At 42.9% G+C, this 25,375-nt stretch carries 20 protein-coding genes; 11 read left to right on the top strand and 9 right to left on the bottom strand.

Annotated elements, in window-relative coordinates:
• Positions 1-30 precede the first annotated feature (30 nt).
• Together rnr and LU276_RS02000 are read left to right on the top strand one after the other, a co-directional pair.
• On the top strand, positions 31-2,277 hold the full coding sequence (rnr, locus tag LU276_RS02005; RefSeq protein ID WP_284674019.1) for a ribonuclease R: 2,247 nt from the start codon (positions 31-33) through the stop codon (positions 2,275-2,277).
• A gap of 151 nt (positions 2,278-2,428) precedes the next feature.
• Positions 2,429-3,667 (top strand): hypothetical protein, encoded by a 1,239-nt coding sequence (locus tag LU276_RS02000; protein ID WP_284674018.1) that lies wholly within the window; start codon positions 2,429-2,431, stop codon positions 3,665-3,667.
• Positions 3,668-4,211: 544 nt separating this feature from the next.
• Here the strand turns inward: LU276_RS02000 and LU276_RS01995 are convergent.
• From LU276_RS01995 to LU276_RS01975, 5 genes are all read right to left on the bottom strand, one after another.
• On the bottom strand, positions 4,212-5,654 hold the full coding sequence (locus LU276_RS01995) for an alanine/glycine:cation symporter family protein (protein ID WP_284674017.1): 1,443 nt from the start codon (positions 5,652-5,654) through the stop codon (positions 4,212-4,214).
• Between the two features lie 96 nt (positions 5,655-5,750).
• Positions 5,751-7,238, bottom strand: a complete 1,488-nt coding sequence (locus LU276_RS01990; RefSeq protein WP_284674016.1) for an aldehyde dehydrogenase — start codon at positions 7,236-7,238, stop codon at positions 5,751-5,753.
• An 11-nt stretch (positions 7,239-7,249) separates the two neighbouring features.
• Positions 7,250-8,116: a 4-hydroxy-tetrahydrodipicolinate synthase gene (dapA, locus tag LU276_RS01985; RefSeq protein WP_284674015.1), complete on the bottom strand. Its 867-nt coding sequence runs from the start codon at positions 8,114-8,116 to the stop codon at positions 7,250-7,252.
• Between the two features lie 35 nt (positions 8,117-8,151).
• Positions 8,152-9,435, bottom strand: a complete 1,284-nt coding sequence (locus LU276_RS01980; RefSeq protein WP_284674014.1) for an NAD(P)/FAD-dependent oxidoreductase — start codon at positions 9,433-9,435, stop codon at positions 8,152-8,154.
• A gap of 1 nt (position 9,436) precedes the next feature.
• Positions 9,437-10,399, bottom strand: coding sequence for a proline racemase family protein (locus LU276_RS01975; protein WP_284674013.1), 963 nt, complete (start codon positions 10,397-10,399; stop codon positions 9,437-9,439).
• A 168-nt stretch (positions 10,400-10,567) separates the two neighbouring features.
• On the opposite strand from LU276_RS01975, the gene LU276_RS01970 reads away from it, so the two are divergent.
• Positions 10,568-11,362, top strand: a complete 795-nt coding sequence (locus LU276_RS01970; protein WP_084260562.1) for an AraC family transcriptional regulator — start codon at positions 10,568-10,570, stop codon at positions 11,360-11,362.
• Positions 11,363-11,690: 328 nt separating this feature from the next.
• Here LU276_RS01970 and hisA read toward each other — a convergent pair whose 3' ends face one another.
• A complete protein-coding gene (hisA, locus tag LU276_RS01965) occupies positions 11,691-12,416 on the bottom strand; it encodes a 1-(5-phosphoribosyl)-5-[(5-phosphoribosylamino)methylideneamino]imidazole-4-carboxamide isomerase (protein ID WP_284674552.1) in 726 nt (241 codons plus the stop codon).
• 460 nt (positions 12,417-12,876) lie between these two features.
• On the opposite strand from hisA, the gene LU276_RS01960 reads away from it, so the two are divergent.
• Genes LU276_RS01960 through nqrF form a run of 6 tightly spaced genes read left to right on the top strand, consistent with a single transcriptional unit; the run spans position 12,877 to position 18,964 of the window.
• The gene (locus LU276_RS01960) at positions 12,877-14,223 is read left to right on the top strand and encodes a Na(+)-translocating NADH-quinone reductase subunit A (RefSeq protein ID WP_284674012.1); all 1,347 of its coding nucleotides are present in this window, start codon (positions 12,877-12,879) and stop codon (positions 14,221-14,223) included.
• 26 nt (positions 14,224-14,249) lie between these two features.
• Positions 14,250-15,476: an NADH:ubiquinone reductase (Na(+)-transporting) subunit B gene (locus LU276_RS01955; RefSeq protein WP_284674011.1), complete on the top strand. Its 1,227-nt coding sequence runs from the start codon at positions 14,250-14,252 to the stop codon at positions 15,474-15,476.
• Positions 15,463-16,449 (top strand): Na(+)-translocating NADH-quinone reductase subunit C, encoded by a 987-nt coding sequence (locus LU276_RS01950; protein ID WP_284674010.1) that lies wholly within the window; start codon positions 15,463-15,465, stop codon positions 16,447-16,449. Before LU276_RS01955 ends, LU276_RS01950 begins: the two co-directional genes overlap by 14 nt.
• A 1-nt stretch (position 16,450) precedes the next feature.
• Entirely contained in the window at positions 16,451-17,110 is a 660-nt protein-coding gene (locus LU276_RS01945) for an NADH:ubiquinone reductase (Na(+)-transporting) subunit D (RefSeq protein WP_284674009.1), read from the top strand.
• Positions 17,110-17,718, top strand: coding sequence for an NADH:ubiquinone reductase (Na(+)-transporting) subunit E (gene nqrE / locus LU276_RS01940; protein ID WP_284674008.1), 609 nt, complete (start codon positions 17,110-17,112; stop codon positions 17,716-17,718). Before LU276_RS01945 ends, nqrE begins: the two co-directional genes overlap by 1 nt.
• 10 nt (positions 17,719-17,728) lie before the next feature.
• Complete coding sequence (nqrF, locus tag LU276_RS01935; protein ID WP_284674007.1) at positions 17,729-18,964, top strand: NADH:ubiquinone reductase (Na(+)-transporting) subunit F; 1,236 nt, start codon at positions 17,729-17,731, stop codon at positions 18,962-18,964.
• 338 nt (positions 18,965-19,302) lie between these two features.
• Here nqrF and LU276_RS01930 read toward each other — a convergent pair whose 3' ends face one another.
• Entirely contained in the window at positions 19,303-19,788 is a 486-nt protein-coding gene (locus LU276_RS01930; RefSeq protein WP_284674006.1) for an FKBP-type peptidyl-prolyl cis-trans isomerase, read from the bottom strand.
• A gap of 188 nt (positions 19,789-19,976) precedes the next feature.
• On the opposite strand from LU276_RS01930, the gene LU276_RS01925 reads away from it, so the two are divergent.
• The gene (locus LU276_RS01925; protein ID WP_284674005.1) at positions 19,977-21,737 is read left to right on the top strand and encodes a M61 family metallopeptidase; all 1,761 of its coding nucleotides are present in this window, start codon (positions 19,977-19,979) and stop codon (positions 21,735-21,737) included.
• Between the two features lie 23 nt (positions 21,738-21,760).
• Here LU276_RS01925 and LU276_RS01920 read toward each other — a convergent pair whose 3' ends face one another.
• Positions 21,761-22,513, bottom strand: coding sequence for a pseudouridine synthase (locus tag LU276_RS01920; RefSeq protein WP_284674004.1), 753 nt, complete (start codon positions 22,511-22,513; stop codon positions 21,761-21,763).
• A 162-nt stretch (positions 22,514-22,675) separates the two neighbouring features.
• Positions 22,676-24,292 carry an OmpA family protein gene (locus tag LU276_RS01915; RefSeq protein WP_284674003.1) on the bottom strand — a complete coding sequence of 539 codons (1,617 nt, stop codon included), beginning with the start codon at positions 24,290-24,292 and terminating at the stop codon, positions 22,676-22,678.
• A gap of 413 nt (positions 24,293-24,705) precedes the next feature.
• Between LU276_RS01915 and LU276_RS01910 the strand changes: the two genes are divergently transcribed.
• Positions 24,706-25,314, top strand: coding sequence for a rhomboid family intramembrane serine protease (locus LU276_RS01910; protein WP_284674002.1), 609 nt, complete (start codon positions 24,706-24,708; stop codon positions 25,312-25,314).
• Positions 25,315-25,375: the final 61 nt, after the last annotated feature.

Here is a 25,375-nt window from a genome sequence, read left to right as displayed (position 1 = left end):
TAAAATTGTAAAAATTTTGATGAGAAGTTTATGAAAAAAAATCAAACAACACCTATCTGGAACGACCCCAATGCCCACGATGAGGCAAATAAATACCAAAACCCCATTCCTTCACGCCTGCTTATCCTACAAACCATTGCCCAATTAAATAACGACAGCAAACCTGCCACAATGGAAAGTTTGGGACTACATTTTGAAATTTTGGGCGACGAAGAGAGATTTTTTGCCCTAACCAACCGCTTAAAAGCAATGCTAAGAGACAAGCAATTAGAACGCACTGATGGCATTCATTTTAGCATTGCACCCTTGCCTACCACCGTAACGGGTAGAATCATCGCCAATCCTAAAGGCTTTGGTTTTATCACACTAGATGACATGCCTGACTTATTTGTCCATGAAAAACAAATGCGTGTGGTCTTTGATGGTGATGTGGTAGAGGCTGTGGCAAGCGAATTTCGTGGCAACCCAGAGGCTCGCATTACAAACATCATCAGCCGAGCCAGTACTGAGTTTGTTGGTGTCATACAGCGTGATGATGACGGCTACTTTGTTCAGTTATCAGGAGCAAATAGTCATCAACCCATCACACTGACCGATGATGAGGTGGCACGCTTTGGCGTGGGTGTGGGCGATAGCGTCAAAGTGGCAATTATTGATATGCCCACTTATCAAGAATACGCCACAGGCAAAATCAGTGAGGTTCTAACCCACCTAAACGACCGTGAATTAATCATTGAGACCACCTTACTAAATCACGGCATACCGTTTGAGTTTAGTAAAGCTACACTAGAACAAGCAGACAGCTATGGTGAGCCAACTATAGCAGATTGTGCAGGGCGAGTGGATTTGCGAGATTTGCCACTCATCACGATTGATGGCGAGGATGCAAGAGACTTTGATGATGCGGTCTATGCGTGCAAACGGGCAGGAGGCAACTACCGTGTGGTGGTTGCCATCGCTGATGTCAGCCACTATGTGACCCCCCAGTCGCCTCTTGATATAGATGCTTATGAGCGTGGCACAAGCGTGTATTTTCCCCACCGTGTAATTCCCATGCTCCCAGAGGTACTGTCTAACGGTCTATGCTCACTCAACCCCAAAGTAGATCGCCTTTGTATGGTGGCGGATATTAAGCTATCTAAAGCAGGCAAGGTAACAGGCTATGAGTTTTATCCTGCTGTCATGCATTCGCAAGCTCGCTTGACTTATAATCAAGTAAATGCTTATTTTGACGACCCCACCAATGAGACCTTGCCTGATGATTTGGTCAAGAACCCTGCTGTGTGTAAATCGGTAGATACCCTGTATCAACTTTATCAAATTTTGGATAAAAAGCGTACCGAGCGTGGTGCAATGGCGTTTGAAACAGCGGAAAGTTACATCGTCTTTGGCAAAGATGGCGACATTAAAGACATCAAAAAACGCACTCGTGGCGATGCTCACAAACTCATTGAAGAGATGATGCTACTTGCTAATACTTGTGGGGCAAATTTTGCTCTTAAACACGATTTACCTGCCTTGTATCGCAACCATGACAAGCCATCCGATGAAAAATCCGCCAAACTTTCTGAATATCTTAAATCCTTTGGCTTATCCTTCCCTGATGAATCGCCCAGTCATGCTGACTATCAACGAGTCATCAAGGCGACCGAAGGACGAGCTGATACCCAAAGCATTCACTCTATGCTACTGCGTTCTATGATGCAGGCAAATTATAGCCCTGATAATATCGGTCATTTTGGTTTGGCATATGATGAATACAGCCATTTTACCAGTCCAATTCGCCGTTATCCCGACCTTATGCTCCATCGAGCCATTAAGGATAAAACAACAGGAAAAAAATCTAAAAACACGATTTATAAAACCTTAGATGAAGCAGGTGAACAAACTTCCATCACCGAACGCCGTGCTGAAGAGGCAAGCCGCCATGTAGAGGCATGGTTGAAGTGCCATTATATGCAAAAGCACTTGGGTGATGAATTTATGGGAACAATCACCACCGTAACAAATTTTGGGCTATTCATCACACTCAATGATCTATTTATCGATGGGCTAATTCACATCTCAAATCTATCAGCTGAGTATTATGAATACAATGAGCGAGAGCAAGCACTCATTGGCGAGCGTGGTAGCATCTTTAAACTGGGCGAACAGCTTTTGATTAAGGTTGCTGGCGTGAATATGGATTTGTTGCAGGTGGACTTTGTATTGGTAGAAAAGACGGACAAAACACCCAAAAAAACCAAAACCAGTAAAGGTAAAAAGAAAAAATCCTAAACCACTCAACCTAACCGTAAAAGTCATTGGAGTATTCATCATGAAACAGGCACAACGATGAGTCGAATACTTTATCAATACGGCAAAATCACCAAAGCTGAACGCTACGACCATACAGGAAAACTCATTAAAACTTTGGATGTGCAGTAAAATGAATCATTTTCGCAAACTCGCCCTAACCTTAAGTCTTACCCTACTTGGGGCAAACTTATCCGCCTGTGCCAAACCCAGCACCGAACACACAAGCTCAACCAGTCAGTCCATGCGTGAGCGGTTTTATGCGTTCAGCGAGCTTGATTTATCTGAAGTGGGAGTTGCCAAACAAATCACCCTTGTTGATGACACCAGTCCACTCATCATCAATGACAAAGCCGAGCTTTGGCAAGTGCCACACCCAGACAAACCAATCAAACTTGCTAAGGGCGTATCATCAAGCGTCTCCGCTGTGGCAAAGTTTGATAAAGTGGCTTTTGCCGACAAAGATGGTTACTTTAACCTAATCCAAAATGGACAGCGTTACCACTCATCCATTCGCCTATCGCCCCACTCCGCCATGCTCATGCTACCTTTGGCAACCATTGCTGTGGAGGCTCATGATGACGGTACGGCAAGCCTTGTTCGCCTTGAAGTGGTAGGAAATCGTGTACAAGCAGTTGCTCGCTTTGGTTCTGTCATGCCAGACGCTCGCCCTGTACAAATCAATTTTACAGGCGATAATACCAACGGACACATTGCCGTCCTATCCCACCCAGACAGCAGAACTTATCGGCATGGCGTACTAGGCGATGATATTGAGGCAAGGCAGGTGCAATTTTTAGAACGGCATAGTCTTACACCGCTTAGCAAGCCCTTAACGGTTAGAGGCTTGGTTTTTGAGGCAAATATCTTTGAGATTTTACCTCACAGCAAGGGCAATCATTTGGTAACAACCATTGCAGGTGGTGGGTATGGAGCAAGCACGGTTGTTATTGGCAATGTAGATAACCAACTACAAATCATTGCCCAAAGCACGCCTTTATCAAACAATCGCTGGCAGTCACCTTTTGTGTTTGGTGATAATCTTTATGCCATACAAATGCCCCATTTGGTCGGACGGTTGGTCAAATACACACAATCTGGCGATCAACTGAATGAAAAAGTCTTGGGCGAAGGTTACTCTAATCATGCGATTGGTGAATTTGATACCAATTTGGTGGCAGGTCGTAACAATTTTGCTCTCATTCCCCATAAAGGCTATCGTCAAATCAGTATTTTGACCACCGAGGGCGATATTGTATCTTTATCTGATAACTTACCAGCACCAATCATCAAAATTCTCTCCAATGATAATCAAGCCTATCTACTACTTAGCAATGGCACAATTTGGGTGTTGAATGCTCAGAATCAATAGACAAAATCTCTGCTCTGTCCCACTCAAAGTCTGATGCCATATGGTTTTAAATAGGTTTTATGGAAATTAAAAAACATGCCATAACCATGACTCTACAAATACCAAGAGCAATGGTAAAAAACAAGGTAAGCAAGAAAGACGGCGTAGGAATGTTTTTTGGTATTTTGTTGAGAGAGCTGACATCAGCAATGATCAAATTTGGCAAGAATACACACAAGGAAAATAAACTTATAAACAGCTTGCTAAGAGGCACAACCTATCAGTCAGAACCACCATGCAAAAACGACTTGATAAGGTATCAGAAGGACTGTTTAGTCATGTTAAACAGTCCTTACACTATTATCAAAGACCAATCAAACACAAAATACAGAAGTTTATTGGGAGTTTCTTGCAGGGTTATACTCAACCCACCCCCACTTGATATTCCCTTTTCTGCAAACAGGAAAATATCCATTAAAGAATAGGGTGGGGATTGTAGTGAGAAGGTATTTATTGTGCTGTTTTTAATAACACCCCATTCAATGATACATATCTTAGGTATTCATCAGCGGTGTTTATCGCTATACTCCACCCAAAAATCTGCATTTTCAATACCCACCTTTCTGGGATCAAATACTGGATCTAAGCCTTGCTTCATCTGATTATCATAGTCTTTTAGAACCTTGAAAGCTACTCTGCTTAGCAGCAGAATGGCGATGAAATTTAAATAACACATAACACCAAAACCAATATCGCCCAATGCCCACATCATACCTGCTGATTGCACGCTACCAAAGAAACAGATTATCAAAAATACGACCTTAAGTACAGTTTTTAAATAAGGATAACGCAATTGATTATCCAAGTATACCAAGGCTGTCTCGGCAATATAATAATAGGCAAGCAAGCAGGTCCAGGCAAACAAGAATATAGCCAATGCAACAAATGCTGGTCCAAAGTCAGCAAAAATCGTTGAAACCGCCGCTTGGGTAAATGCTGTACCAGCGGCAACACCAGGCATATTTTCAACCAACATAGTGCCATCTGGACCTTGAACATTATACATGCCTGTTGACAAAATCATCAATGCTGTAGCGGTGCATACAAGCACTGTGTCCACATAGACAGAAAATCCCTGTACGAGACCCTGCTTAGCAGGATGTGAAACTTCTGCAGCAGCAGAACTGAATGTCGCCTCGCCTGCACCAGCAACATTAGAGAAGACTGCACGGCGAACACCCCAAGAAATTGCCATACCAACGATGCCACCAAACACAGCATCCATACCAAACGCACTTTTTACAATCAAAGCAATCATACTAGGAATGGCAACGGCATTAAAGGTTAAAATCACCAACATCATAAGAATGTAGAAGATTGCCATAAAAGGAATGACTTTGTCGGCAAATCTAGCAATACGCTTAATGCCACCAAAAATGATAAAAGCCAAAGGCACAATGACCATCAATCCTGTCACTATGGGCGATAATCCAAAAGCGGTTTTGAATGAATCACTGATGGTGTTTGCCTGCACGCCTGGTACAAGTACACCGTACGATAGGCAAACTACAGCGGCGACAAATATCGCAAAAGACTTCATTTTTAAGCCTTTTTCAATATAATAAGGCGAGCCACCACGATACTGCTTATCCGAGCTTTCTTTATAGACTTGTGCTAAAGTAGATTCAATAAAAGCACTGGCACCGCCCAACAGTCCCATGACAATCATCCAAAAAACCGCCCCTGGACCACCAGTTGCAATCGCAGTAGCTACGCCAGCAATATTACCCACGCCAATACGACCAGATAACGCCATACAAAACGCCTGAAATGAAGTAACACCTTGATCTGAATTATTCTTATCAAACAATAGACGAATCATTTCTTTTAGATAGCGAAATTGCACACCTTTTGTAGCGATGGTGAAGTAGATGCCTACAGCCAAAGCCAGATACACCAGAGCATCACTCCAAATATAACCTACTACGGTATTGATGAAATCTTCCATATTCATTTCCTTGAGTTGTATAAACCCCACCAATGGAATATACATCCCAAAGGTTTTGCATTTAATGCATGGTAGGGTCTTGAATGTCCTTATTACTTAGCAAATCGCCCAAATGGTCTTGGTTTGACAGTATTGCTCCAACGCCTCAATCCCATTATCTCGACCACCAAATCCTGATTGCTTATAGCCACCAAATGGGGTTGTGATGTCACCCTCTGAAAATCCATTAATAGATATTGTGCCTGCTTGTATTTTTCTGGCAACCGTCAATGCACACTTAAGACTTTGGGTATAGAACGATGCAGCTAGACCGTAACTGCTATCATTCGCCAAATTGATAGCTTCTTCCTTACTCTCAAATGTCGTCACAGCCAAAATAGGACCAAATACCTCCTCTTTAAACAAAGTCATGTCAGCAGTCACATTATCAAAAATCGTCGGCTCGATATACCATCCACTACCCAAGTCTGAAAGCAAATTGCCACCCGTTACCAGTGACGCCCCCTCTGATTTGGCGGTTTCTAGGTAATGAACCACCTTGTCCAAGTGTGCTTGTTCAATCATGGGTCCTAAGACAACATCGTCATGGCGTGGGTCGCCAATTTTCCAAGCAGACAAGCCTTCAATCAACTTTTCAAGTAGAAGCTGCTTTTTACTGCTATGCACCAACAATCTAGAGCCACAGCTACAGTTTTCACCCATATTCCAAAATGCTGCAGATAGTACATTGTTAATCATATTTTCATCAATGATAGCATCCTCAAAGATAATCTGCGGACTTTTACCCCCACACTCCAAAACAATCTCTTTAAGATTACTTTGTGCCGAATACTGCAAGAATAAACGCCCAACTTCGGTTGAACCAGTAAAGGATACCATATCAATATCCATATGCTTGCCAATAGCAGCACCCACCACTTCACCTCGACCACAGATCATCTGCAGGGCATCTTTTGGTACACCTGCCTCATAAGCCAATTCAATCATGCGGTACGCTGAAAGACTGGTAAGCTCAGCAGGCTTTACAATAACGCTGTTACCCATGATGAGTGCAGGTGCTACTTTCCATGCAAACATTTGAGCTGGAAAGTTCCATGGTAGTACAGCACCCACCACACCAATCGGCTCTTTAACAATCCATGAAACAACACCATTATCCGTTGGTGCAACTTTGCCAAAAACCTTATCAATCGCCTCAGCATACCAATCAAAAGTATCTAGCGTTGCTGGCATATCGGTATTGATGCACTCACTAATTGGCTTGCCTGCATCAATACAGTCCAATGCCGCCAATTCTTCGACATGTTCTTTTAGTAGGGCCGACCATGCTTGCATAATCTTCTTTCGTTCAGCAGGATGCTTATCCCTCCAAGTACCTTTATTAAAGCAATTACGAGCCGATGCCACCGCTTGATTGACATGCTCTTCGGTGGCATCGTCAATTTTACCAATGACACTGTTGTCAATTGGAGTAGTGTTTGGCATTGTGGCTTGACACGGACTGGCATCAACAATTAAATTGCCTGCATACAATGCACCCTGCTTTGCTGCCTCAAAAACAGCTTCTTTATTTTTTGCCATCATAATACACAACCTTAACCATTTAACAATGATAAAAACGCTTGTTTATCTTCATCACGAACATCAACCAATGGCAAGCGTACGCCACCAACATCAATTGTACCTTTCAAGCAACCAATTTTGGCTTTTTGATTATAATCGCCAGATTCCATTGAATGAATGGCGGGATAAATCTCTGTCATAATACGGCGTGCCTCATCCCAATCGCCATTGCAAGCAGCTTGATAAATCGCAACTTGCTCTTCTGGAAAGACATTAGCAGCCCCCGCAATCCAACTTCTTGCCCCCCAAAAGAAGAAGTCAACAGGCTGATCATCACAGCCACAAACAATCTCAAAATTTTCAAACTTAGCTTGTAGCATACGAAGTGCGTGGCTAAAATTACCACTACTTTCTTTGATGCCCACAATGTAAGGATGCTTAGATAAACGCTCAACAGTTTCAAATTCAATATTCACACCCACTCGAGCAGGAAAATTATACATAATGATTGGCAGTTTTACCGCATCGGCCACTTTTTCAAAATGAGCAATAATGCCTGCTTGTTCCGGCAGACTATATGGGTTTGCTGATAGCATTAACCCCTCACAACCCATCTCCTTGGCTTGATGAGCAAGCTCAATGGTGTGGTCAGTTGACAAGCTATTCACCCCAGCAATCAGACTGACTCTGCCTTTGGCATGCTTGGCGATGGTTGTCATTACCACTTCACGCTCTTTTTGTGATAGGGTGTAGTATTCACCAGTTGTACCGCAAGCAACGATACCAGCCACACCTTTGTCAATAAAAGAAGTAACCAACTTTTGCAATGTTGGCACATCCACTGCACCATTTTTGTCAAATGGAGTAACAATTGGCACCAAAATACCATGGATATTCATATAGCTTCTCCTTAATTTAGCTATGTTTAATTAAATTAACTGTCAATCAAATCACCTATATTAGAGCGACCAAATCGCTCTAGCTTATACGGATTGCGATCAATAGCTGATGGTTGATTAAAGTACAAATCACTAATTAGTTGTGCACTGATCACTGCTTGTGTTAGCCCCAAATGCTGATGTCCAAAATTCAGATAGACCCTTCCAAGCTTATCAATAACAGGTAATGAATCTGCTGTAGAAGGTCTAAATCCCATCCAAGGTTCAGATTGTGAATCATCTAAATTTTGCTTAAACATGGGGTTGGCAAGCTTAAGCAGGTTATAAGCACGCTGCATATTGGCCGGCTTTTTAAGCCCTGCAAATTCAACCGTACCCGCCAATCTAAGTCCTGCATACATCGGCGTCATAATAAAACGACGGTCCATGCTTGTTACGGGCACGCAAAGACGGCTTGATTCATTGGGTAGCATCAAATGATAGCCCCGCTCTGTATCCAGTGCAACTTCAACGCCTGTCGCTTGCATTACCAAGGGTTTTGAGAATGCTCCTGCACTAATTATAATGTGCGGAGCAAGAATCTCACCCTTAGTAGTTATCAAACGCACAGTCTGTTCTGTGGCGTCAATTTTATTGACCTTACAATTCTCGCAAATGACACCACCCATCCCAACAAAGTGAGCAATCAATACTTTGTATACCCCCTCTAAATTACTGATATGACCGGTATTAGGGAAAAATAACGCACCTAATTGATTGCTTGCCAATGCAGGCTCTCGTTCTGCCAGCTCATCTTGAGAAACAAAGTCATTTGCCACACCAAGAGCAGCTAATTTCTCACCATGTTGCTTTAGTTGCAATAAAGAAGATTGGGATTCAGCTGTCAGCAGAGAGCCGTGAGTATGAACCCACTTATCCAAGCCCCACTTGTCTGCAAAATTCTGCCAAGCAGATAGGCTAACACCATTTATCTGCTTTAACGCCTCATGAGTTCTTTGAAATGACTCATCTCTCATAGATAACAACAGCTTGATTGCCCACGGAAACAGTTTTGGCAAATAAGCCCAATCCAATCTCAACGGACCAAGCGGATCAAAGAGCATTGAGGGTAGTTGCTTAATAACGCTTGGATCTGCAATGGGAAAAACCTGCTCCGTTGCAATATGTCCTGCATTGCCCAAAGAAGCACCAGTACCTACCGTACCAGCCTCCAAAATTACCACAGACTGACCTTGAGACTGCAATCGCATTGCCGTACACAATCCAATCACACCGCCACCAATGATATAAAAATCAGCATCAGTCTTAATTTCACTCATTTTAAAACCCCCAACGAAATGGATCATCCGCCTGCATTACAAGTTTGGTTTCAGCACTAATATACGCACTTCCTCTGATTGTTGGGATAATTGTTACGCTTTCAGATTGATTATAGCCATCATCACCAAGCTCATAGCTTGCCAAAAATACGCTACCAATGATACTTTCCTGCCGCCAAATGGTGGTTGGCTTAAGTTTATTATCAGCAGCCAAACAAGCAACTTTGGCACTAGTGCCTGTCCCACAGGGTGAACGATCGTACGCCCCACCTGGACAAAGAACGAAACTTTTGCTATCAGCGATATTAGATTTGCCAAACAGTTCAATATGATCAATCTCGCCACCATCATCACCTGTAATACCCTGATTTTTAAGTGCTGATTTAATTTTTAGACTCACTTGCGTTAATTGCTTGATATTTGAAGGTTGCAAATCTTGCCCATGATCATTGATTAAGAAGAACCAATTACCACCCCATGCGATATCACCATGGATAATGCCTAGGTCAGGTACATTTACCGCCACTTGTTTGCGGTAACGATAAGATGGCACATTACGAATGCTACAACTACCATCTTCATGCAGTGTTGCTGTAACAATCCCAACTGGAGTTTCTAATCGATGATCGCCAACACCAATTTTCCCTTGATAGGCCAAAGAAGTAATCACGCCAATACTGCCATGTCCACACATGCCAAGATATCCTTCATTATTAAAGAAGATAACACCTGCCACAGCAGAATCATCACTTGGCGGCACAAGCAAGGCACCAACCATCACTTCGCTACCACGAGGTTCCAAGATAATAGATCGGCGAAGATGGTCATAATTTTGTTTAAAATCCTTCAACTTCTCAGCAACACTCCGTCCAATCAATTCAGGGAATCCCTTATAAATCATGCGTGTAGGCTCACCTCCTGTGTGCGAGTCAATTAGGTGTAGAGAAAAATTTTGATGACTCATAAATCTTATTCCTGTTTTAATGCCTCAATTAATCCTTGAGTTTATGTTAGTGATTTTTTAAAAACCAAGCTTGATATATTTCTTTAAAAAAACGCCGAATTTAGCACAATTTGCATACAATCAATCATTCAGATTTGATACAATGCACCATACTTTGGAGCAAAAAGCATGCACACATACGCCTTACCCCAATTACAAATACTAGGGTTTAATAAAAATAGTGCCGATATCCAATATCTGGTTAATGATTTTGATAGCTTCATCACCAGTATCCAAGCCATCATTCCCCTTCTTGATCTGCTAAGCTCAACAGTGTTTTTTATAAAAAACACTCAAGCACAATACATGGCGGTGAATCAAACGTTAAAAACTAGGCTAGATGTCAATAATGATGCACAAATTATTGGCAGAACTCCTACTGAGATGTTTGGCGACAAACAAGGGAGGGAGTATATGATACAAGACCTAAAAGTTTTGGAAGGCTCTCCCATCGTAGACAGGTTAGAACTACATACTTATCCATCTGGCAAGCTAGGTTGGTGTATTACACACAAAATCCCAATTTATAATAAAACAAATGAAATCATAGCAATGGTCGGTGTTTCCATTGATATTGACAAGGATAATAGCTACAAATTAAAAGCCCATGAAAAGCTTGCAGTAATCATTAATTATATGCAAGACAATGCTGAGCACAAAATTACCATCAATAAACTTGCAACCATAGCAGGACTTAGTATTTCTGGACTGGAGAGACTATTTCGTTCAGTATTAAATCTATCACCACAGCAAATGTTGCAAAAAATTCGTCTAGAAAAAGCTGTCAAATTACTACAAAACCCCAATGAATCGGTGATTGAGATTGCCATTCAGTGCGGATATACAGACCACAGTGCATTTAGTAGACAGTTTAAGCAGCTTACAGGTTTGTCACCCAGTGATTTTCGCAAAAGGATGATTTAGCTGTACTTATAGCACTTTGCCATACATTGCTTTTATATCACAAAATTGAAAAAGCCGTACTATGATTAACACGAGCCATTGCATCATTTTGGCATTTGCAGGATAAGCGGGGATGATTATATTGCTCATCACCTGATTTCAAAGTCAAGTTGATCTATTAACTTTTAATACAGTTATTAAACCATTACCAGTAGAGTAGAATTGTTGACACAAGGCATTGCTTATCCACTACTTAGCAATGGCACAATTTGGGTGTTGAATGCTCATCAAAACAACTAAATGCCGTCCAATAAAAAAGAGCGAATCATCTCGCTCTTTTTTATTGTGCTTATTTATCCAAAAAGGTCTGTGCTTCTGATAAATCCAGCGTCCCTTCATAGATGGCACGCCCTGTAATCGCCCCAAGCAAATACTCACTGTGAGGCTTTAGTTGCTCAATGTCTGACATATTAGTTACCCCACCAGATGCAATGATGGGCAAACCACAAGATTTAGCAAGCTTGACTGTTTCATCAATATTAACACCCTGCATCATGCCATCTTTGGCGATATCGGTATAAACGATGGACGACACACCGGCATCAGCAAATCGCTTGGCAAGGTCGGTGGCACGAGTATCGGTAACATTTGCCCAGCCATGTGTCGCCACATAGCCATCTTTAGCATCAATACCAACAATGATATGCCCTGCAAACCCACGGCAAGCTTCATCAACAAATTCAGGATTTTCAAGAGCTTTGGTGCCAATAATGATATAGTTTAGCCCCACCTCTAGATAATGGCGAATGGTCTCAAGACTGCGTACACCGCCACCCAACTGAATGGGCAATTGTGGATGAGCTTTAGCGATGGCGGCAACCACCTCTTTATGTACAGGCACGCCATCAAACGCCCCGTTTAGATCCACCAAATGCAAGCGTCTTGCCCCTTGTGCCACCCACTGTGTCGCCATGGCAACAGGGTCATCACTAAATACCGTATCATCCTCCATGCGTCCTTGTTTGAGACGGACACATTTACCATCTTTAAGATCGATTGCAGGAATAATTAACATAGACATAAGACACTCTTTTTTCTTTTCAAATAACAAAAAACAACCAAAATGATTAGCCCTGCGATTGTAACAAATAATAATAAATTTAGGCAATATTTTTAATTTTTTATACAAAAATTTTAGATTAACTGAAAAATCATTAAATATCATGGATTTGATGAACTTTTTGACAGCCAAATCACTAAAAACTCTGTAAATTTTTGATAATTTAGCGTATAATTGATAGGATTATTGTATGAATTGGGGCAATTTGGTAAAGTTTTAGCAATAAAGCACATACCCACTTTTACCCACACATACACACCTTCAGACAAAATCAACTTACCAGCTGGCATGACCACGCCAGTAAGTTTTGGATGTTTTTAGGATTTTGGTAGCCAGCCTTTGGGCAGCCACAACAATACTTGATGTTGGATTTGCCTGTGCTGGTGTGTTTTGGTCTTAATTTAAGTATGCGCTTATGATTACCATCAAAAAAGGCTTGGACCTGCCCATCATGGGCGAACCCGCCAAAGAGATTAGTGAGCACACGCCAACTCAAGTCGCCCTTATCGGTTATGATTACATCGGTATGCGTCCGACCATGAGTGTCAAGGAAGGCGATATTGTTGCCAAAGGACAAGTGCTGTTTGAAGATAAAAAGCGTGCAGGTGTCAAATACACCGCCCCAACCAGTGGTCATGTGGTGGCCATCAATCGTGGCGAGCGTCGTGTCTTTGAAAGCATCGTCATCGCTGTTGATGAAGCGGCGGCACCAGAAATCACTTTTAACGCCTATTCTTCTAAAGATTTGGCATCTATTGATACAGAAGTTGTTAAAGAACAATTGGTTGCATCAGGCGAGTGGACAGCATTTCGTACTCGCCCATTTAGTCGCACACCAGAAATTGACAGCACACCGTCAGCGATTTTTGTTACCGCCACCGACACCAACCCATTATGTGCCGATGCCAGCGACATCATCAATGCTGATATTGAGGCATTCAATGACGGCTTAGCAATCATCTCAACCTTATCACCAAAGACATTTGTCTGCCATGGTCAGACAGCCCCAGCCAAAGCAACCAATGTCGCTAACAGCACCGAATATCACAGCTTTACAGGCAAACACCCAGCGGGTAATGCAGGTACGCATATTCACTTTTTACATCCACTGGCTCGTGGCGTACAAGTCTGGACGATTGGTTATCAAGATGTGATTGCTATTGGTAAGCTATTTACCACAGGTAAAATTTATACCGACCGCATCATCAGTTTGGCAGGCCCTGCAGTCAAAAACCCACGCCTAATTCGCACTACTCGGGGAGCAGATTTGGCAGAATTGACTCGTGGCGAGCTGACAGATGAGGTAAATCGCATCATCTCAGGTTCGGTGTTATCAGGTCGTAAGTACAGCTCTACTGTTGCTCATTTAGGTCGCTTTCACAATCAAGTATCCGTCTTAGCGGAAGGTTTTGAACGCCCTACCATGCACTTTTTTACTTTGGGAACAAACCGCTTCTCATTCTTGCCAATCTACTTATCGCAATTTTTCAAAGGCAAGAAATACAAGTTTACTACCACCACCAACGGCTCACCTCGTGCAATGGTGCCGATTGGCTCTTATGAAAAAGTAATGCCTCAAGATTATCTACCCACCCAGCTACTGCGTGCATTAATCACAGAAGATATTGTAAAAGCAGTGGAGCTTGGAGCGTTGGAGCTTGATGAAGAAGATTTGGCGTTATGCACTTTTGTATCGCCTGGAAAATATGAGTTTGGCGACATTTTGCGTGATAACTTAACTCGTATTGAAGCTGAAGGCTAGGACATAACAACAAGGAAAAAGAAGCGATGAAATTTATTCACAATATCTTTGACCGTATGGAACCGTCCTTTACCAAAGGCGGAAAATACGAAAAATACTATGCCATTTTTGAGATGTTTGACACTTTCTTTCGTCAACCAAGCTCTCAAACTTATAGTGCCTCTCATGTCCGTGATGGCATTGACTTAAAACGCATTATGATTACCGTGTGGCTATGTACTTTCCCTGCGATGTTTTGGGGTATGTACAATGTCGGCTTTCAAGCATTGACCTACATGGCTCACGCTGGCATTACTCCTGATGGCTGGCGTACCATTATTACAGGGCTTTTTGGCTATGACCCAAATAGCATTTTGGCGTCTTTTGCTTATGGAGCGATGCAGTTTTTGCCAATTTATGCCGTAACCTTTGTGGTGGGTATTTTGTGGGAGATTATTTTTGCAGTCGTGCGTGGGCATGAAGTGAACGAAGGTTTCTTTGTAACTTCAGTACTCTTTGCCCTATCGCTACCACCAGACACGCCACTATGGCAGGTTGCACTTGGCATTAGCTTTGGTGTGGTCGTTGCTAAAGAAGTCTTTGGCGGTACAGGTAAAAACTTCCTAAACCCTGCATTGGCTGGGCGTGCGTTCTTGTATTTTGCTTACCCTGCATCTATGTCAGGCGATACGGTATGGACAGCTGTGGACGGCTTTTCTGGTGCAACCCCACTAGGGCAAGCAGCAGTAGGTATCACAGCGGACAAATTTGTTGATGCTTATGGCAATACCCTATCTTGGAGTCAAGCATTCTTAGGGCAAATGCAAGGTTCTATTGGCGAGGTTTCAACCCTTGCGATCATTATTGGCGGTATCGTACTTTGCTATATGAAAATCGCCAGTTGGCGAGTGATTTTAGGTTCTATCATCGGTCTTGTGGTTACTGCCTTTATCTTTAATATGATTGGCGGTGAGAATCCAATGATGGGTCTTGCACCTCATTGGCATTTGGTTGTTGGTGGATTTATGTTTGGTTCAGTATTTATGGCAACTGACCCCGTATCCGCCGCACACACCAACACAGGACGCTGGGCGTATGGACTACTTATCGGCTTTATGACAGTGGTCATTCGTGTGATTAACCCTGCGTTCCCAGAGGGTATCATGCTGGCGATTTTATTCGCTAACTTGTTTGCACCTTTGTTTGATTACTTTGTAACCCAAGCCAACATCAAACGCCAAACAGCACGGAGAATGCATTATGTCTCAAAATGATATTGATAAAGTAAGGGCGAACGACCTTATCACACCAAGTGGTCAAACCAACGACTCTCTACCAGATGAGGTAAAAGCAGACGAAAATGCCAATGACGAAGCAGTGTTAAAGACGAACAACCAAGAATCTAGTATTGCTCAAAGCGAAGATGTGCAAGACAACCAAGCAGATGCTCCGACCCCAAAAAAAGGCGGTAATGGTCAGACTCTAATGGTTGCCTTAATCTTGTGTTTGGTCTGCTCGATTTTGGTATCGGCAGTCGCTGTTGGTTTAAAACCAAAACAACAAGCCAACCAAGCCCTTGACCGCAACAAGAACATCTTGATTGCAGGTGGTTTGGCAGAAGTAACTGCCACAAGCAGTGAAGTTGATGATAAGTTTAAAGACTTTGAGGTTAAGTTAGTCAACCTTGCCACAGGCAAATACGCCACCAGTGAGGAATTATCATCTATGGGGATTGGCGATGTTAGTGCTTATGATGCCAATGCAGCCTCTAAAGACCCAAAACTTAACAATCCGTTAACAGAAGATCCAGCAGGCATCAAGGCAACTCCAAAATTTGCCGAGATCTATGTCAAGCCTGATACAGAAGGCAAGCCAGAGCTTGTGGTACTGCCTGTGCACGGCTACGGTCTTTGGGGCACGATGTACGCTTTTTTGACCTTAGAGGGTGATTTGAACACCATTAAGGGCATTAGCTTTTATGAGCATAAAGAAACCCCAGGTCTAGGTGCACTTGTGGCTGAGCCAAAATGGCGTAATCAGCTGGTAGGCAAGCAAGCCTACAATGAGAACGGTCAAGTGGCTACAGGCGTTGTCAAAGCAGGCACACCCAAGCCAAATCCAAACTATGTAGATGGTGTGAGTGGTGCGACTTTGACCAGTCGTGGTGTGCATAACTTGCTACAATTTTGGCTTGGCGAACAAGGCTATAAGCCATTTTTGGACAATCTGAAAAAAGGAGGGGCATAAAATGGCTAACACCAAAGAAATCTTAACCAAGCCGATATTTAATAACAACCCCATCGCACTACAAATTTTGGGCATTTGTTCGGCACTGGCGGTTACGACCAGTATTAAAAACGCATTGATTATGAGTATTGCCTTGACTTTGGTAACGGCATTTTCTAGCTTTTTTATCTCAATCATTCGCAACAATATCCCATCATCTATCCGTATCATTGTACAGATGGTTGTCATTGCCTCGTTGGTGATTGTGGTTGATCAGATCCTAAAGGCAGTCGCTTATGACACCAGCAAGGCTCTATCGGTATTCGTTGGTCTGATTATCACCAACTGTATCGTCATGGGTCGTGCCGAAGCCTTTGCCATGAGTAATCCACCAATTCCTAGCTTCCTAGATGGTATCGGTAATGGTCTTGGCTACTCAGCAGTGCTGATTTTTGTGGCAGTGATTCGTGAGCTACTGGGCAATGGTTCGCTCTTTGGCATTGAGATTTTAAGCAAAGTTACTGATGGCGGTTGGTATGTGCCAAATGGCTTACTCCTTCTACCACCATCAGCATTCTTTATCATCGCTCTGTTTATTGCCATCATTCGTCTTGGGAAACCAAATCAAGTTGAGCCTGCCGAATTTGTCATCAAGCCAAATTCTAAGGGAGGAGCACACTAATGGGACACTATCTAAATTTATTTATCACTTCGGTGTTTATTGAGAATATGGCACTTGCCTACTTTTTGGGCATGTGTACATTCATCGCCATCTCCAAGAAAGTCTCGACAGCGATCAGTCTTGGCATTGCAGTCATCGTGGTCATGGCAATCACCGTACCACTGAACAACCTGTTGTATCAATTCCTACTAAAAGATGGAGCACTTGCGTGGGCAGGTTATCCTGACATGGATTTATCGTTCCTAGGACTACTCTCTTATATCGCCTTGATTGCAGCGGTAGTACAAATCATGGAGATGTTCTTGGATAAATTCATGCCAAGCCTATATAACGCACTGGGTGTATATCTACCGCTGATTACCGTAAACTGTGCCATCATGGGTGGCGTACTGTTTATGGTGGAGCGAGACTATAACTTTGGCGAGTCCATCGTCTATGGTGTGGGTGCAGGTACTGGCTGGGCACTTGCGATTGCAGCACTGGCAGGTATTCGTGAGAAGCTCAAGTACTCTGATGTGCCAGCACCTTTGCGTGGTCTTGGCATTACCTTTATTACCGTAGGACTGATGTCGCTAGGCTTTATGTCTTTTGGCGGTATGTCGTTATAAGGGGAAAAGAATGGAATTTGGAACAGCAATATTTGGCGTAATAATGTTTACCGCCATTATTATGGGCCTTGCGGTGGTGATTCTCATCGCACGCAGTCGGCTTGTCAGTACAGGCAATGTCAACATTAATATTAACGAAAACCCTGATAATAACATCTCGGTCGAAGCAGGCGGTAAACTTCTACAGACCCTTGCCAATCAAGGCATATTCCTATCATCAGCTTGTGGTGGTGGTGGCACTTGTGGTCAGTGTCGCTGTAAGGTCATCTCTGGCGGTGGTGATATTTTGCCTACCGAAGAAGGTCATTTTACCCAAGGCGAGATTCGTGATGGCATGCGTCTGGCGTGCCAAGTGGCGGTCAAGCAAGACATGGCGATTGAGATTGACCCTGAATTCTTTGATGTTAAAAAATGGGAATGTGAGGTCATCTCAAACGACAATGTGGCAACCTTTATTAAAGAGCTTACCCTTAAAATCCCAGAGGGCGAGGTTGTCCCATTTCGTGCAGGTGGCTATGTGCAACTAGAAGCACCACCACATACCGTGCATTACAAAGATTTTGACATTGACCCAGAGTATCATGAAGACTGGGATAAATTCAACCTATGGCAATACACCTCAAAAGTTGATGAACCTGTGATTCGTGCCTACTCTATGGCAAACTACCCAGAAGAAAAAGGCATCATCAAATTTAATATCCGAATCGCCAGTCCCCCACCTCGTGGTGGCGAAGGCATTCCGCCTGGTAAGATGTCATCTTATGTATTTAGCCTAAAGCCAGGCGATAAGATTACCGTATCAGGTCCTTATGGTGAATTCTTCGCCAAAGACACTAAGGCAGAGATGGTCTTTATCGGTGGTGGTGCAGGTATGGCACCGATGCGTTCGCACATCTTTGACCAACTAAAACGCCTAAAATCTGACCGCAAGATTAGCTTTTGGTATGGGGCTCGCTCCAAGCGTGAGATGTTCTATGTTGAGGATTATGATGGTCTAGCGGCAGAATTTCCAAACTTTACTTGGAATGTCGCCCTGTCCGACCCAATGCCAGAAGACAACTGGGAAGGTTATACAGGCTTTATTCACAATGTTCTGTATGAAAACTACCTAAAAGACCACCCGGCTCCAGAAGACTGTGAGTTCTATATGTGTGGGCCACCGGTCATGAATGCCGCTGTCATCAAAATGCTCAAAGACTTGGGCGTAGAAGATGAAAATATCTTGCTTGATGACTTTGGGGGCTAATAATCAGCTCAAAAAACCTGTCCTATTTGGACGGGTTTTTTATTTCAATCAAAATCATCAAATCCACTTTTCAATCCAAATAAGCAATCTTATTTGCTTGGCGTACTTGATGGGCCTTGGATACCACTTAGTCCATGGGTGTATGAGCAAAGTAAACTTCGTCTCTAAAGAGCTTTTATTATTTTAAGAGAACCAGTGCACCAATATCAGCTTAAACCACCCATTGACTTACGACAATCAAACAAACCATTTGCCACGAACAACATAGACAGCCATTAAATAAAAAAACACCCCAACAGCCATTAGTGTTTGGGGTGTTTTGCTAATCAGTCAGTTTATTAATGATGATGTCCGCCCACACCATGTGCATGACCGTGAGCAATTTCATCTGCGGTAGCAGCACGCACTTCTACAATCTCTACATCAAAGGTTAGCGTCTGACCCGCTAGCGGATGGTTACCATCAACCACCACTTCTTCGTCCGTGACTTCTTTAACGGTAACAAGCATCACATGACCATCATCAGTCTGCGATTGAAATTGCATGCCCACTTCAATATTATCCACACCTTGAAAGTTAGCACGAGGTACAGATTGCACCGCTTCTGCCAAGTATTCACCATAAGCATCGGCTGGAGCAACAGTAACAACGAATTTATCGCCAGCAACTTTACCTTCCATTTGAGCTTCTAAGCCTGCAATGATGTTATGATGACCATGTAAATAAGCCAATGGCTCGCCACGAGACTGGTCAAGAGTTTCGCCTTGTTCATTGGTGAGGGTATAGTTAAACTGAACAATGGTGTCTTTGCTGATTGCTGTCATAAAAGTTTTCCTTTAAAAAGATTCATTGGATAGTGGCATCACTACCACAAACATATTCCCACCCATTATAACAGACTTTTGGCAAATTGTTTGGTAAAATTGCAAAAACCTGCTTTTGTGCTTATCACTTTTAAGCTCACACCAAAAATGCTATGATATACCAAACCAACCATCATGAGAAAATAAAGATGAACTATTTAGTTAATTTTCGCCGTTTTTACGCCCATTTGGTGGATGTATCACTAAGTTTTGTGGCGGGCGAGGATGCACCGATACTGTGGCTACCCACTTGGATAGCAGGTAGCTACATGATTCGTGAGTTTAGTAAAAACATCACTTTGGTGCAGTATGAACATAACGGCAAACTGTGCGACTCTCTCAAGTTATCCAAAAACAGCTATCAGCTGAGCCACATCAAGGCAGGCGATGAGGTCAAGGTGCATTACGAGGTTTACTGTCATGATTTGTCAGTGCGTGCAGCTTTTGTTGATAATACTCGCTTGTTTGGTAACTTTAGCTCACTCTTACTCATGGTGCAAGGGCAGGAAAACAATCTTGCCAATATCACCTTGCAAGTGCCAAATGCTTTTTATGCCAAAAACCCCAACGCAACGCTTGCTTGCGGTCTTGGTCATACCAAGCATAGTGATGATGATTTGGTATCTTACCAGCTTTCTCCCATAACCGCCTTTGAATGCTATGATTATCCTTTTGAGATTGCCAGTCAAGATGAGTTTGATTTTGTGGTGCATGATGAGCATGGCACAGCTTTATCACACCGCTTCTTTATTGCAGGCAAGCATCGTGGCAATCTTGAGCGTCTAAAAACAGATGTCGCCAAAATCTGCCAAACCTACCTAGATGAACTGGGTACAGCCCCTTTTAATGACTATACCTTCATGACAATGATTACAGGCAGTGATTATGGTGGATTAGAACACATCAATTCAACCGCCCTAGTCAGCCCACGCACCGACCTGCCCACCGCCTTTGAACCTGCCATACCAAGCGATGATTATCAGCGGTATTTGGGTCTGTGTAGCCATGAATATTTTCACGCATGGTGGGTTAAGACTGTGCGACCTGATGTCATGATGACAACAACCCTGCAAACAGAAGCTCCTACGCCATTATTATGGGTGTTTGAAGGCTTTACCAGTTATATTGATGACCTTATGTTGCTACGCTCTGGCGTGATTGACAAAATCTCTTATTTAAACCGCTTAACAGCAGCAATCAATCGCTACTATCAGACTGAAGGTAGGGATTTGCAAAGCGTTGCAGAATCTAGCTTCGATGCGTGGATTAAGCTATATCGTGCTGATGAAAACTACACCAATCAGGGCGTCAGTTATTATAATAAAGGGACACTGATTGCCTTGTTGCTTGATTTAACCCTTATTAAGCACTCAAATGGAAAGTATCGCTTGTTCGATGTCATTAAAGCCTTCTATCAAAAAGCCCTTGCCCAAGATAACAAGCGATTTGGCATGACACATGAAAACTTAGGCGAGGTCATCACAGGCTTTATTCCTTATGCGGTATGGCAATCATTCTTTGATGATTATGTGGTTGGTCGTGTCGCCTTGCCAATTGAAGAGATGTTAAGCGACATTGGCATCACCATTCAAGCTCAAACCACCCAAAAGCCTTGGGGTATGACTTGTGATGAATCTGGTGTAGGATTGACCGTCAAGCATTTGGTGCGTCACGGTGCAGCAAGTTTGGCAGGTATATCTACAGGCGATGTCATCATCGCCATAGATGGTATCAAAGCCAACCAAAAACAGCTACAAACCGCAAGCAAACATCAATCTTGTCACCACCAAAGTGTCAGCATACACGCCTTTCGCCGTGATGAGTTGATGATATTTGAAGTAGGCTTCGACACCTATGAATATCGTCAATTTACATTACAAGAAAACCGTCCAAACCAATGGCTTGGTTAAACTTGATTTTCAAGCCGTCCACTTTACGATAAAGCGGACGGTTTTAAAGGTTTTGATGAATAAGCACCTTTATTTGTCTTGTGCCTTTTGTGAGAAGCGGTAACTCTTTTGTTGTGTTTTATGCGACCGCTTGGCTTATTTTTGGGATTTGATGAGCCATTATCAAGGGTGCTAAGACCTAAGCAAGCCATTGTTTGTTTATCCATGGTAATTTCATAAGATTCGCCCACACCGAGCTGACAGCCACCCCAAGCCAGCGACCACACGCCAATCTGGTAACGAATAAGCCTAAGACACGGCAGACCCACATGAGCAACCATGCGGCGAACTTGGCGGTTTTTACCTTCATAAATGGTAATGGAAAGCCATGCCGTTGGTATTGCTTTTCGTTCACGAATGGGTGGGTTTCGCTCCCATAGGTTAATGGGCAACTCATCTAGCAGTCGCACCTGACAAGGTAGCGTCCTACCATCTTTTAGCACAACCCCTTGTTCTAACTGTGCTATCTGCTCAGCAGTCGGATTATTCTCTACCTGCACCAAATAAGTCTTACCAAACTTTTTTTCGCCGCCTTTGTGCATTGGCGTGGTGATGGCATGATTAATACCACCGCTGTTGGTTAAGATAAGCAGACCTTCACTATCTTTATCCAATCTCCCTGCGACACGCAAACTCTTATCATCAAAAAAATCCGCCAAAGTCTGCATCTGGTCATGCTCTTTACGAAATTGACTATGCACCCCATACGGCTTATTAAACAAAACCAACTTTTCCATCACCAATTAAACCAACACGCTTATAAAATCAATAAAAAACCAGATGATAGTTTAACATCATCTGGTTTTGATTGCTTGGACAAATCACCCAAACTGAATTTTCCAAACTTAATTTTCTAAATTCAGCCCTTAAGCCTAACAAGTCATGGACAAATCCATCAATTATTTTTTGTCAGTCTTAGCCTCTGATGCTTGATTGGCTTGTGCTTTTTTGGTTGCTTTACTGGTGGGTGCGTTACCCACTGCTGCAATTTGCTCGCCTGCTTGAGATAAAGTAAACTCAATACGGCGGTTCTGGAAGCGACCTTGTTCGGTAGCATTTGAGGCTACTGGGTGGTCATAACTGGCACCTTCAATGCTAAGACGCTCAGCAGGCACACCTTTTGATACCAGATAATCACGGACAGCGGCAGCGCGCTGTTCTGATAGTGTTTTGTTATATTCATGCGATGCTTGATTGTCAGTATGACCGATAATTTTTAGGGTCAGCTCTGGCAGGTCTGCCATTTTCATGGCTGCCAAATCAAGGATTTCTTTGTTCTCGGCGGGGATTTCGTCTGAATCAACCTCAAAGTTGATGATTTGTAGGTTTAAAGCACGAATAATATCATCAGTCGCTGTTTTATCGCCAAGTCGAGAGATAATCTCTTTAGCTGAATTGATACTTTCTGCCACAGCCGCCGCAATATCAAGTTTTGGCTCTACTTCTACAGTAAAGTCAGTCGGCAAAATACCCTTAGCACCATCAATTAACTTTTGAATATCGGCTTCATTAGCTGCATTAAAGCGAATGACCTTATCAGCGATGCTCACGCTTGAGCTTGGCACACCTTTCATTAAACCCAAGATGGCAGGCAGATGCTCTGCTGTTGGCATGGTATCAGAATAGCCAGTTGCTGTTTGTAACTTGCATTTATCAACACCAAACACACCTGCAATGGCGATGCGGATACTACCAAGAACACTTTCTGTACCTGCCTGACCATGACATGAATAGATGGCATCGCCAGTCTCATCAACAGCAATATTTAAAGTGGCAGGCGTAGCATCTGTTGCCACAGTGGTTGTAGGAGCTGACTCGACTGGTTTTTCAGCAGGGGCAGCTACAGGCACTGGTCTGTCTTGGCAGCTGCGTAGTAGCAACCATGCCAGACCTGCCAAAATGATTAGTCCAATGATTGGTAATAAGCTCTTTAAGAAACCGCCCTTTTCTTGCTCATCATGCCCCATGTGCGTGGTTGTTACAGGTTTGGCTGCAATGGTTTCAGGAGCGACTTTTTGTGGCTCAACAGGCTTGGCGTCCAACTGGCTTGCAACGCTCTTTCCACCAAATAAACCAACAGGCAATAAGGCATACGCCCATGATGGAACAAGTGAGCTAAACGCAGATGAATTGTCTTTTAAAAACACTGGCAAAACAGCAGCGCCCGACAGCTCTTTTAGCTTTTGTAGGATAAGTGGTGCTGATACAGCGGTTAAGGTACTGGCGGTTGTTGCAGGTAGGTTAAACTCGGTTGCTAGTTTGTCATTGAGACTGGTGGCGTGATTGACATCGTTGTCATTAAACACCACATCAAAAACAGTACGACCATTATCTAAATCCACAGGACTTAGTGCCAATAGGCGATTATATACAGCTTCATCTGCTAGGCGTGAGACAAAGATGGCGTAGAATGCAGAAAGTAGTTTTGATTTGGTGGTATTATCGCCTGCGTGAGTTGCAGTCGCTGCTAAAACATGCGGAGTAACCGATTGGGAAAGGGTATTGATAAGACTCATAAAAACTCCAGTGGATTGATTTGGCGTATTCATATTATTAGTGTATTTAACAAACAATTCCACACACCGCTAAAAATACACTGTGCAGGAACAAATTTTTTAATATCGCTATTGTGACTTAACTTTCGCCAATAATAAAGGGCTGGCAACAATACTCAAACAAAACTATCATCAATCTCAATATAAAGTCGCTTTTTTTACACAAAAGCTGTACCGCACTCCATTGGTTATCTAAATATCTTTTGGCTACATCAGCTTATCTGGCTTGTTTTTTGGTATTGCAAGTTTGCAATTTGCCAAATTGATTTAACCTGTTATACTTATACTATTTACTTATGCTCTTTCTACTTGGCAGTCTTTTTATCATTATGCCAATATTTAGCCAATTTATTTTCCAGTACCAGTAACACCACATGAACCATACCACCGCTATCATCGCCATTACCGTCATCATTAGCCTGCTTGCATGGCAAAACAGAAACATCATGGGACGGCTGATTTTTGACCCCATTTCGGTCAGTCGTTTTAAACAATATGACCGTTTTATCACGCATGGCTTTATTCATGCCGATGGCATGCACTTATTATTTAATATGTTTACGCTGTACTTCTTTGGTCGTGTGATTGAGCGTTTTTATATCGCCAAGTTTGGCTCTTTAGGTTTTGTGGCATTTTATGTGCTATCCGTCATCGTTGCCATCATACCCACTTATCTAAAAAACAAACATAACACTCGCTACCTAAGCCTTGGTGCATCAGGGGCAGTATCAGCGGTACTGTTTAGTTTTGTTTTGTTTGCACCGTGGGAGACTTTGTATTTCTTTGGTGTTTTACCAATCCCTGCCATTATTTTTGCTGTACTATATACCGCTTATAGTCTCTATGCTGACCGCCGTGGCATGGGTAACACCAACCATTCAGCACATCTATTCGGTGCTGCCTTTGGTGTCATCGCCACCATCGCTATAGAACCTGCGTTGTTACTGCACTTTATAAATGCCCTATTAAGACCAAACTTTTAACGGTGTGATCAGATAGAATACTGTTTATAGCAGTGTTGATAATAATGCTTAAAGCGTGATT

Origin of the sequence: Moraxella haemolytica (genome assembly GCF_030177935.1) — a bacterium.
GTDB classification, from domain to species: Bacteria; Pseudomonadota; Gammaproteobacteria; order Pseudomonadales; family Moraxellaceae; genus Moraxella; species Moraxella haemolytica.
The sequence above is the reverse complement of the archived record's forward strand: the minus strand, read 5'-3'. Positions and strand labels throughout refer to the sequence as shown.

Coding starts and splice junctions, on each gene's coding strand:
- LU276_RS01945 (WP_284674009.1), top strand. CDS start 16,451: ATGGCTAACACCAAAGAAATCTTAACCAAGCCGATATTTAATAACAAC.
- LU276_RS01960 (WP_284674012.1), top strand. CDS start 12,877: ATGATTACCATCAAAAAAGGCTTGGACCTGCCCATCATGGGCGAACCC.
- LU276_RS02000 (WP_284674018.1), top strand. CDS start 2,429: ATGAATCATTTTCGCAAACTCGCCCTAACCTTAAGTCTTACCCTACTT.
- dapA (WP_284674015.1), bottom strand. CDS start 8,116: ATGAATATCCATGGTATTTTGGTGCCAATTGTTACTCCATTTGACAAA.
- LU276_RS01955 (WP_284674011.1), top strand. CDS start 14,250: ATGAAATTTATTCACAATATCTTTGACCGTATGGAACCGTCCTTTACC.
- nqrF (WP_284674007.1), top strand. CDS start 17,729: ATGGAATTTGGAACAGCAATATTTGGCGTAATAATGTTTACCGCCATT.
- LU276_RS01920 (WP_284674004.1), bottom strand. CDS start 22,513: ATGGAAAAGTTGGTTTTGTTTAATAAGCCGTATGGGGTGCATAGTCAA.
- rnr (WP_284674019.1), top strand. CDS start 31: ATGAAAAAAAATCAAACAACACCTATCTGGAACGACCCCAATGCCCAC.
- nqrE (WP_284674008.1), top strand. CDS start 17,110: ATGGGACACTATCTAAATTTATTTATCACTTCGGTGTTTATTGAGAAT.
- hisA (WP_284674552.1), bottom strand. CDS start 12,416: ATGTTAATTATTCCTGCAATCGATCTTAAAGATGGTAAATGTGTCCGT.
- LU276_RS01975 (WP_284674013.1), bottom strand. CDS start 10,399: ATGAGTCATCAAAATTTTTCTCTACACCTAATTGACTCGCACACAGGA.
- LU276_RS01970 (WP_084260562.1), top strand. CDS start 10,568: ATGCACACATACGCCTTACCCCAATTACAAATACTAGGGTTTAATAAA.
- LU276_RS01925 (WP_284674005.1), top strand. CDS start 19,977: ATGAACTATTTAGTTAATTTTCGCCGTTTTTACGCCCATTTGGTGGAT.
- LU276_RS01930 (WP_284674006.1), bottom strand. CDS start 19,788: ATGACAGCAATCAGCAAAGACACCATTGTTCAGTTTAACTATACCCTC.
- LU276_RS01995 (WP_284674017.1), bottom strand. CDS start 5,654: ATGGAAGATTTCATCAATACCGTAGTAGGTTATATTTGGAGTGATGCT.
- LU276_RS01950 (WP_284674010.1), top strand. CDS start 15,463: ATGTCTCAAAATGATATTGATAAAGTAAGGGCGAACGACCTTATCACA.
- LU276_RS01915 (WP_284674003.1), bottom strand. CDS start 24,292: ATGAGTCTTATCAATACCCTTTCCCAATCGGTTACTCCGCATGTTTTA.
- LU276_RS01990 (WP_284674016.1), bottom strand. CDS start 7,238: ATGATGGCAAAAAATAAAGAAGCTGTTTTTGAGGCAGCAAAGCAGGGT.
- LU276_RS01980 (WP_284674014.1), bottom strand. CDS start 9,435: ATGAGTGAAATTAAGACTGATGCTGATTTTTATATCATTGGTGGCGGT.
- LU276_RS01910 (WP_284674002.1), top strand. CDS start 24,706: ATGAACCATACCACCGCTATCATCGCCATTACCGTCATCATTAGCCTG.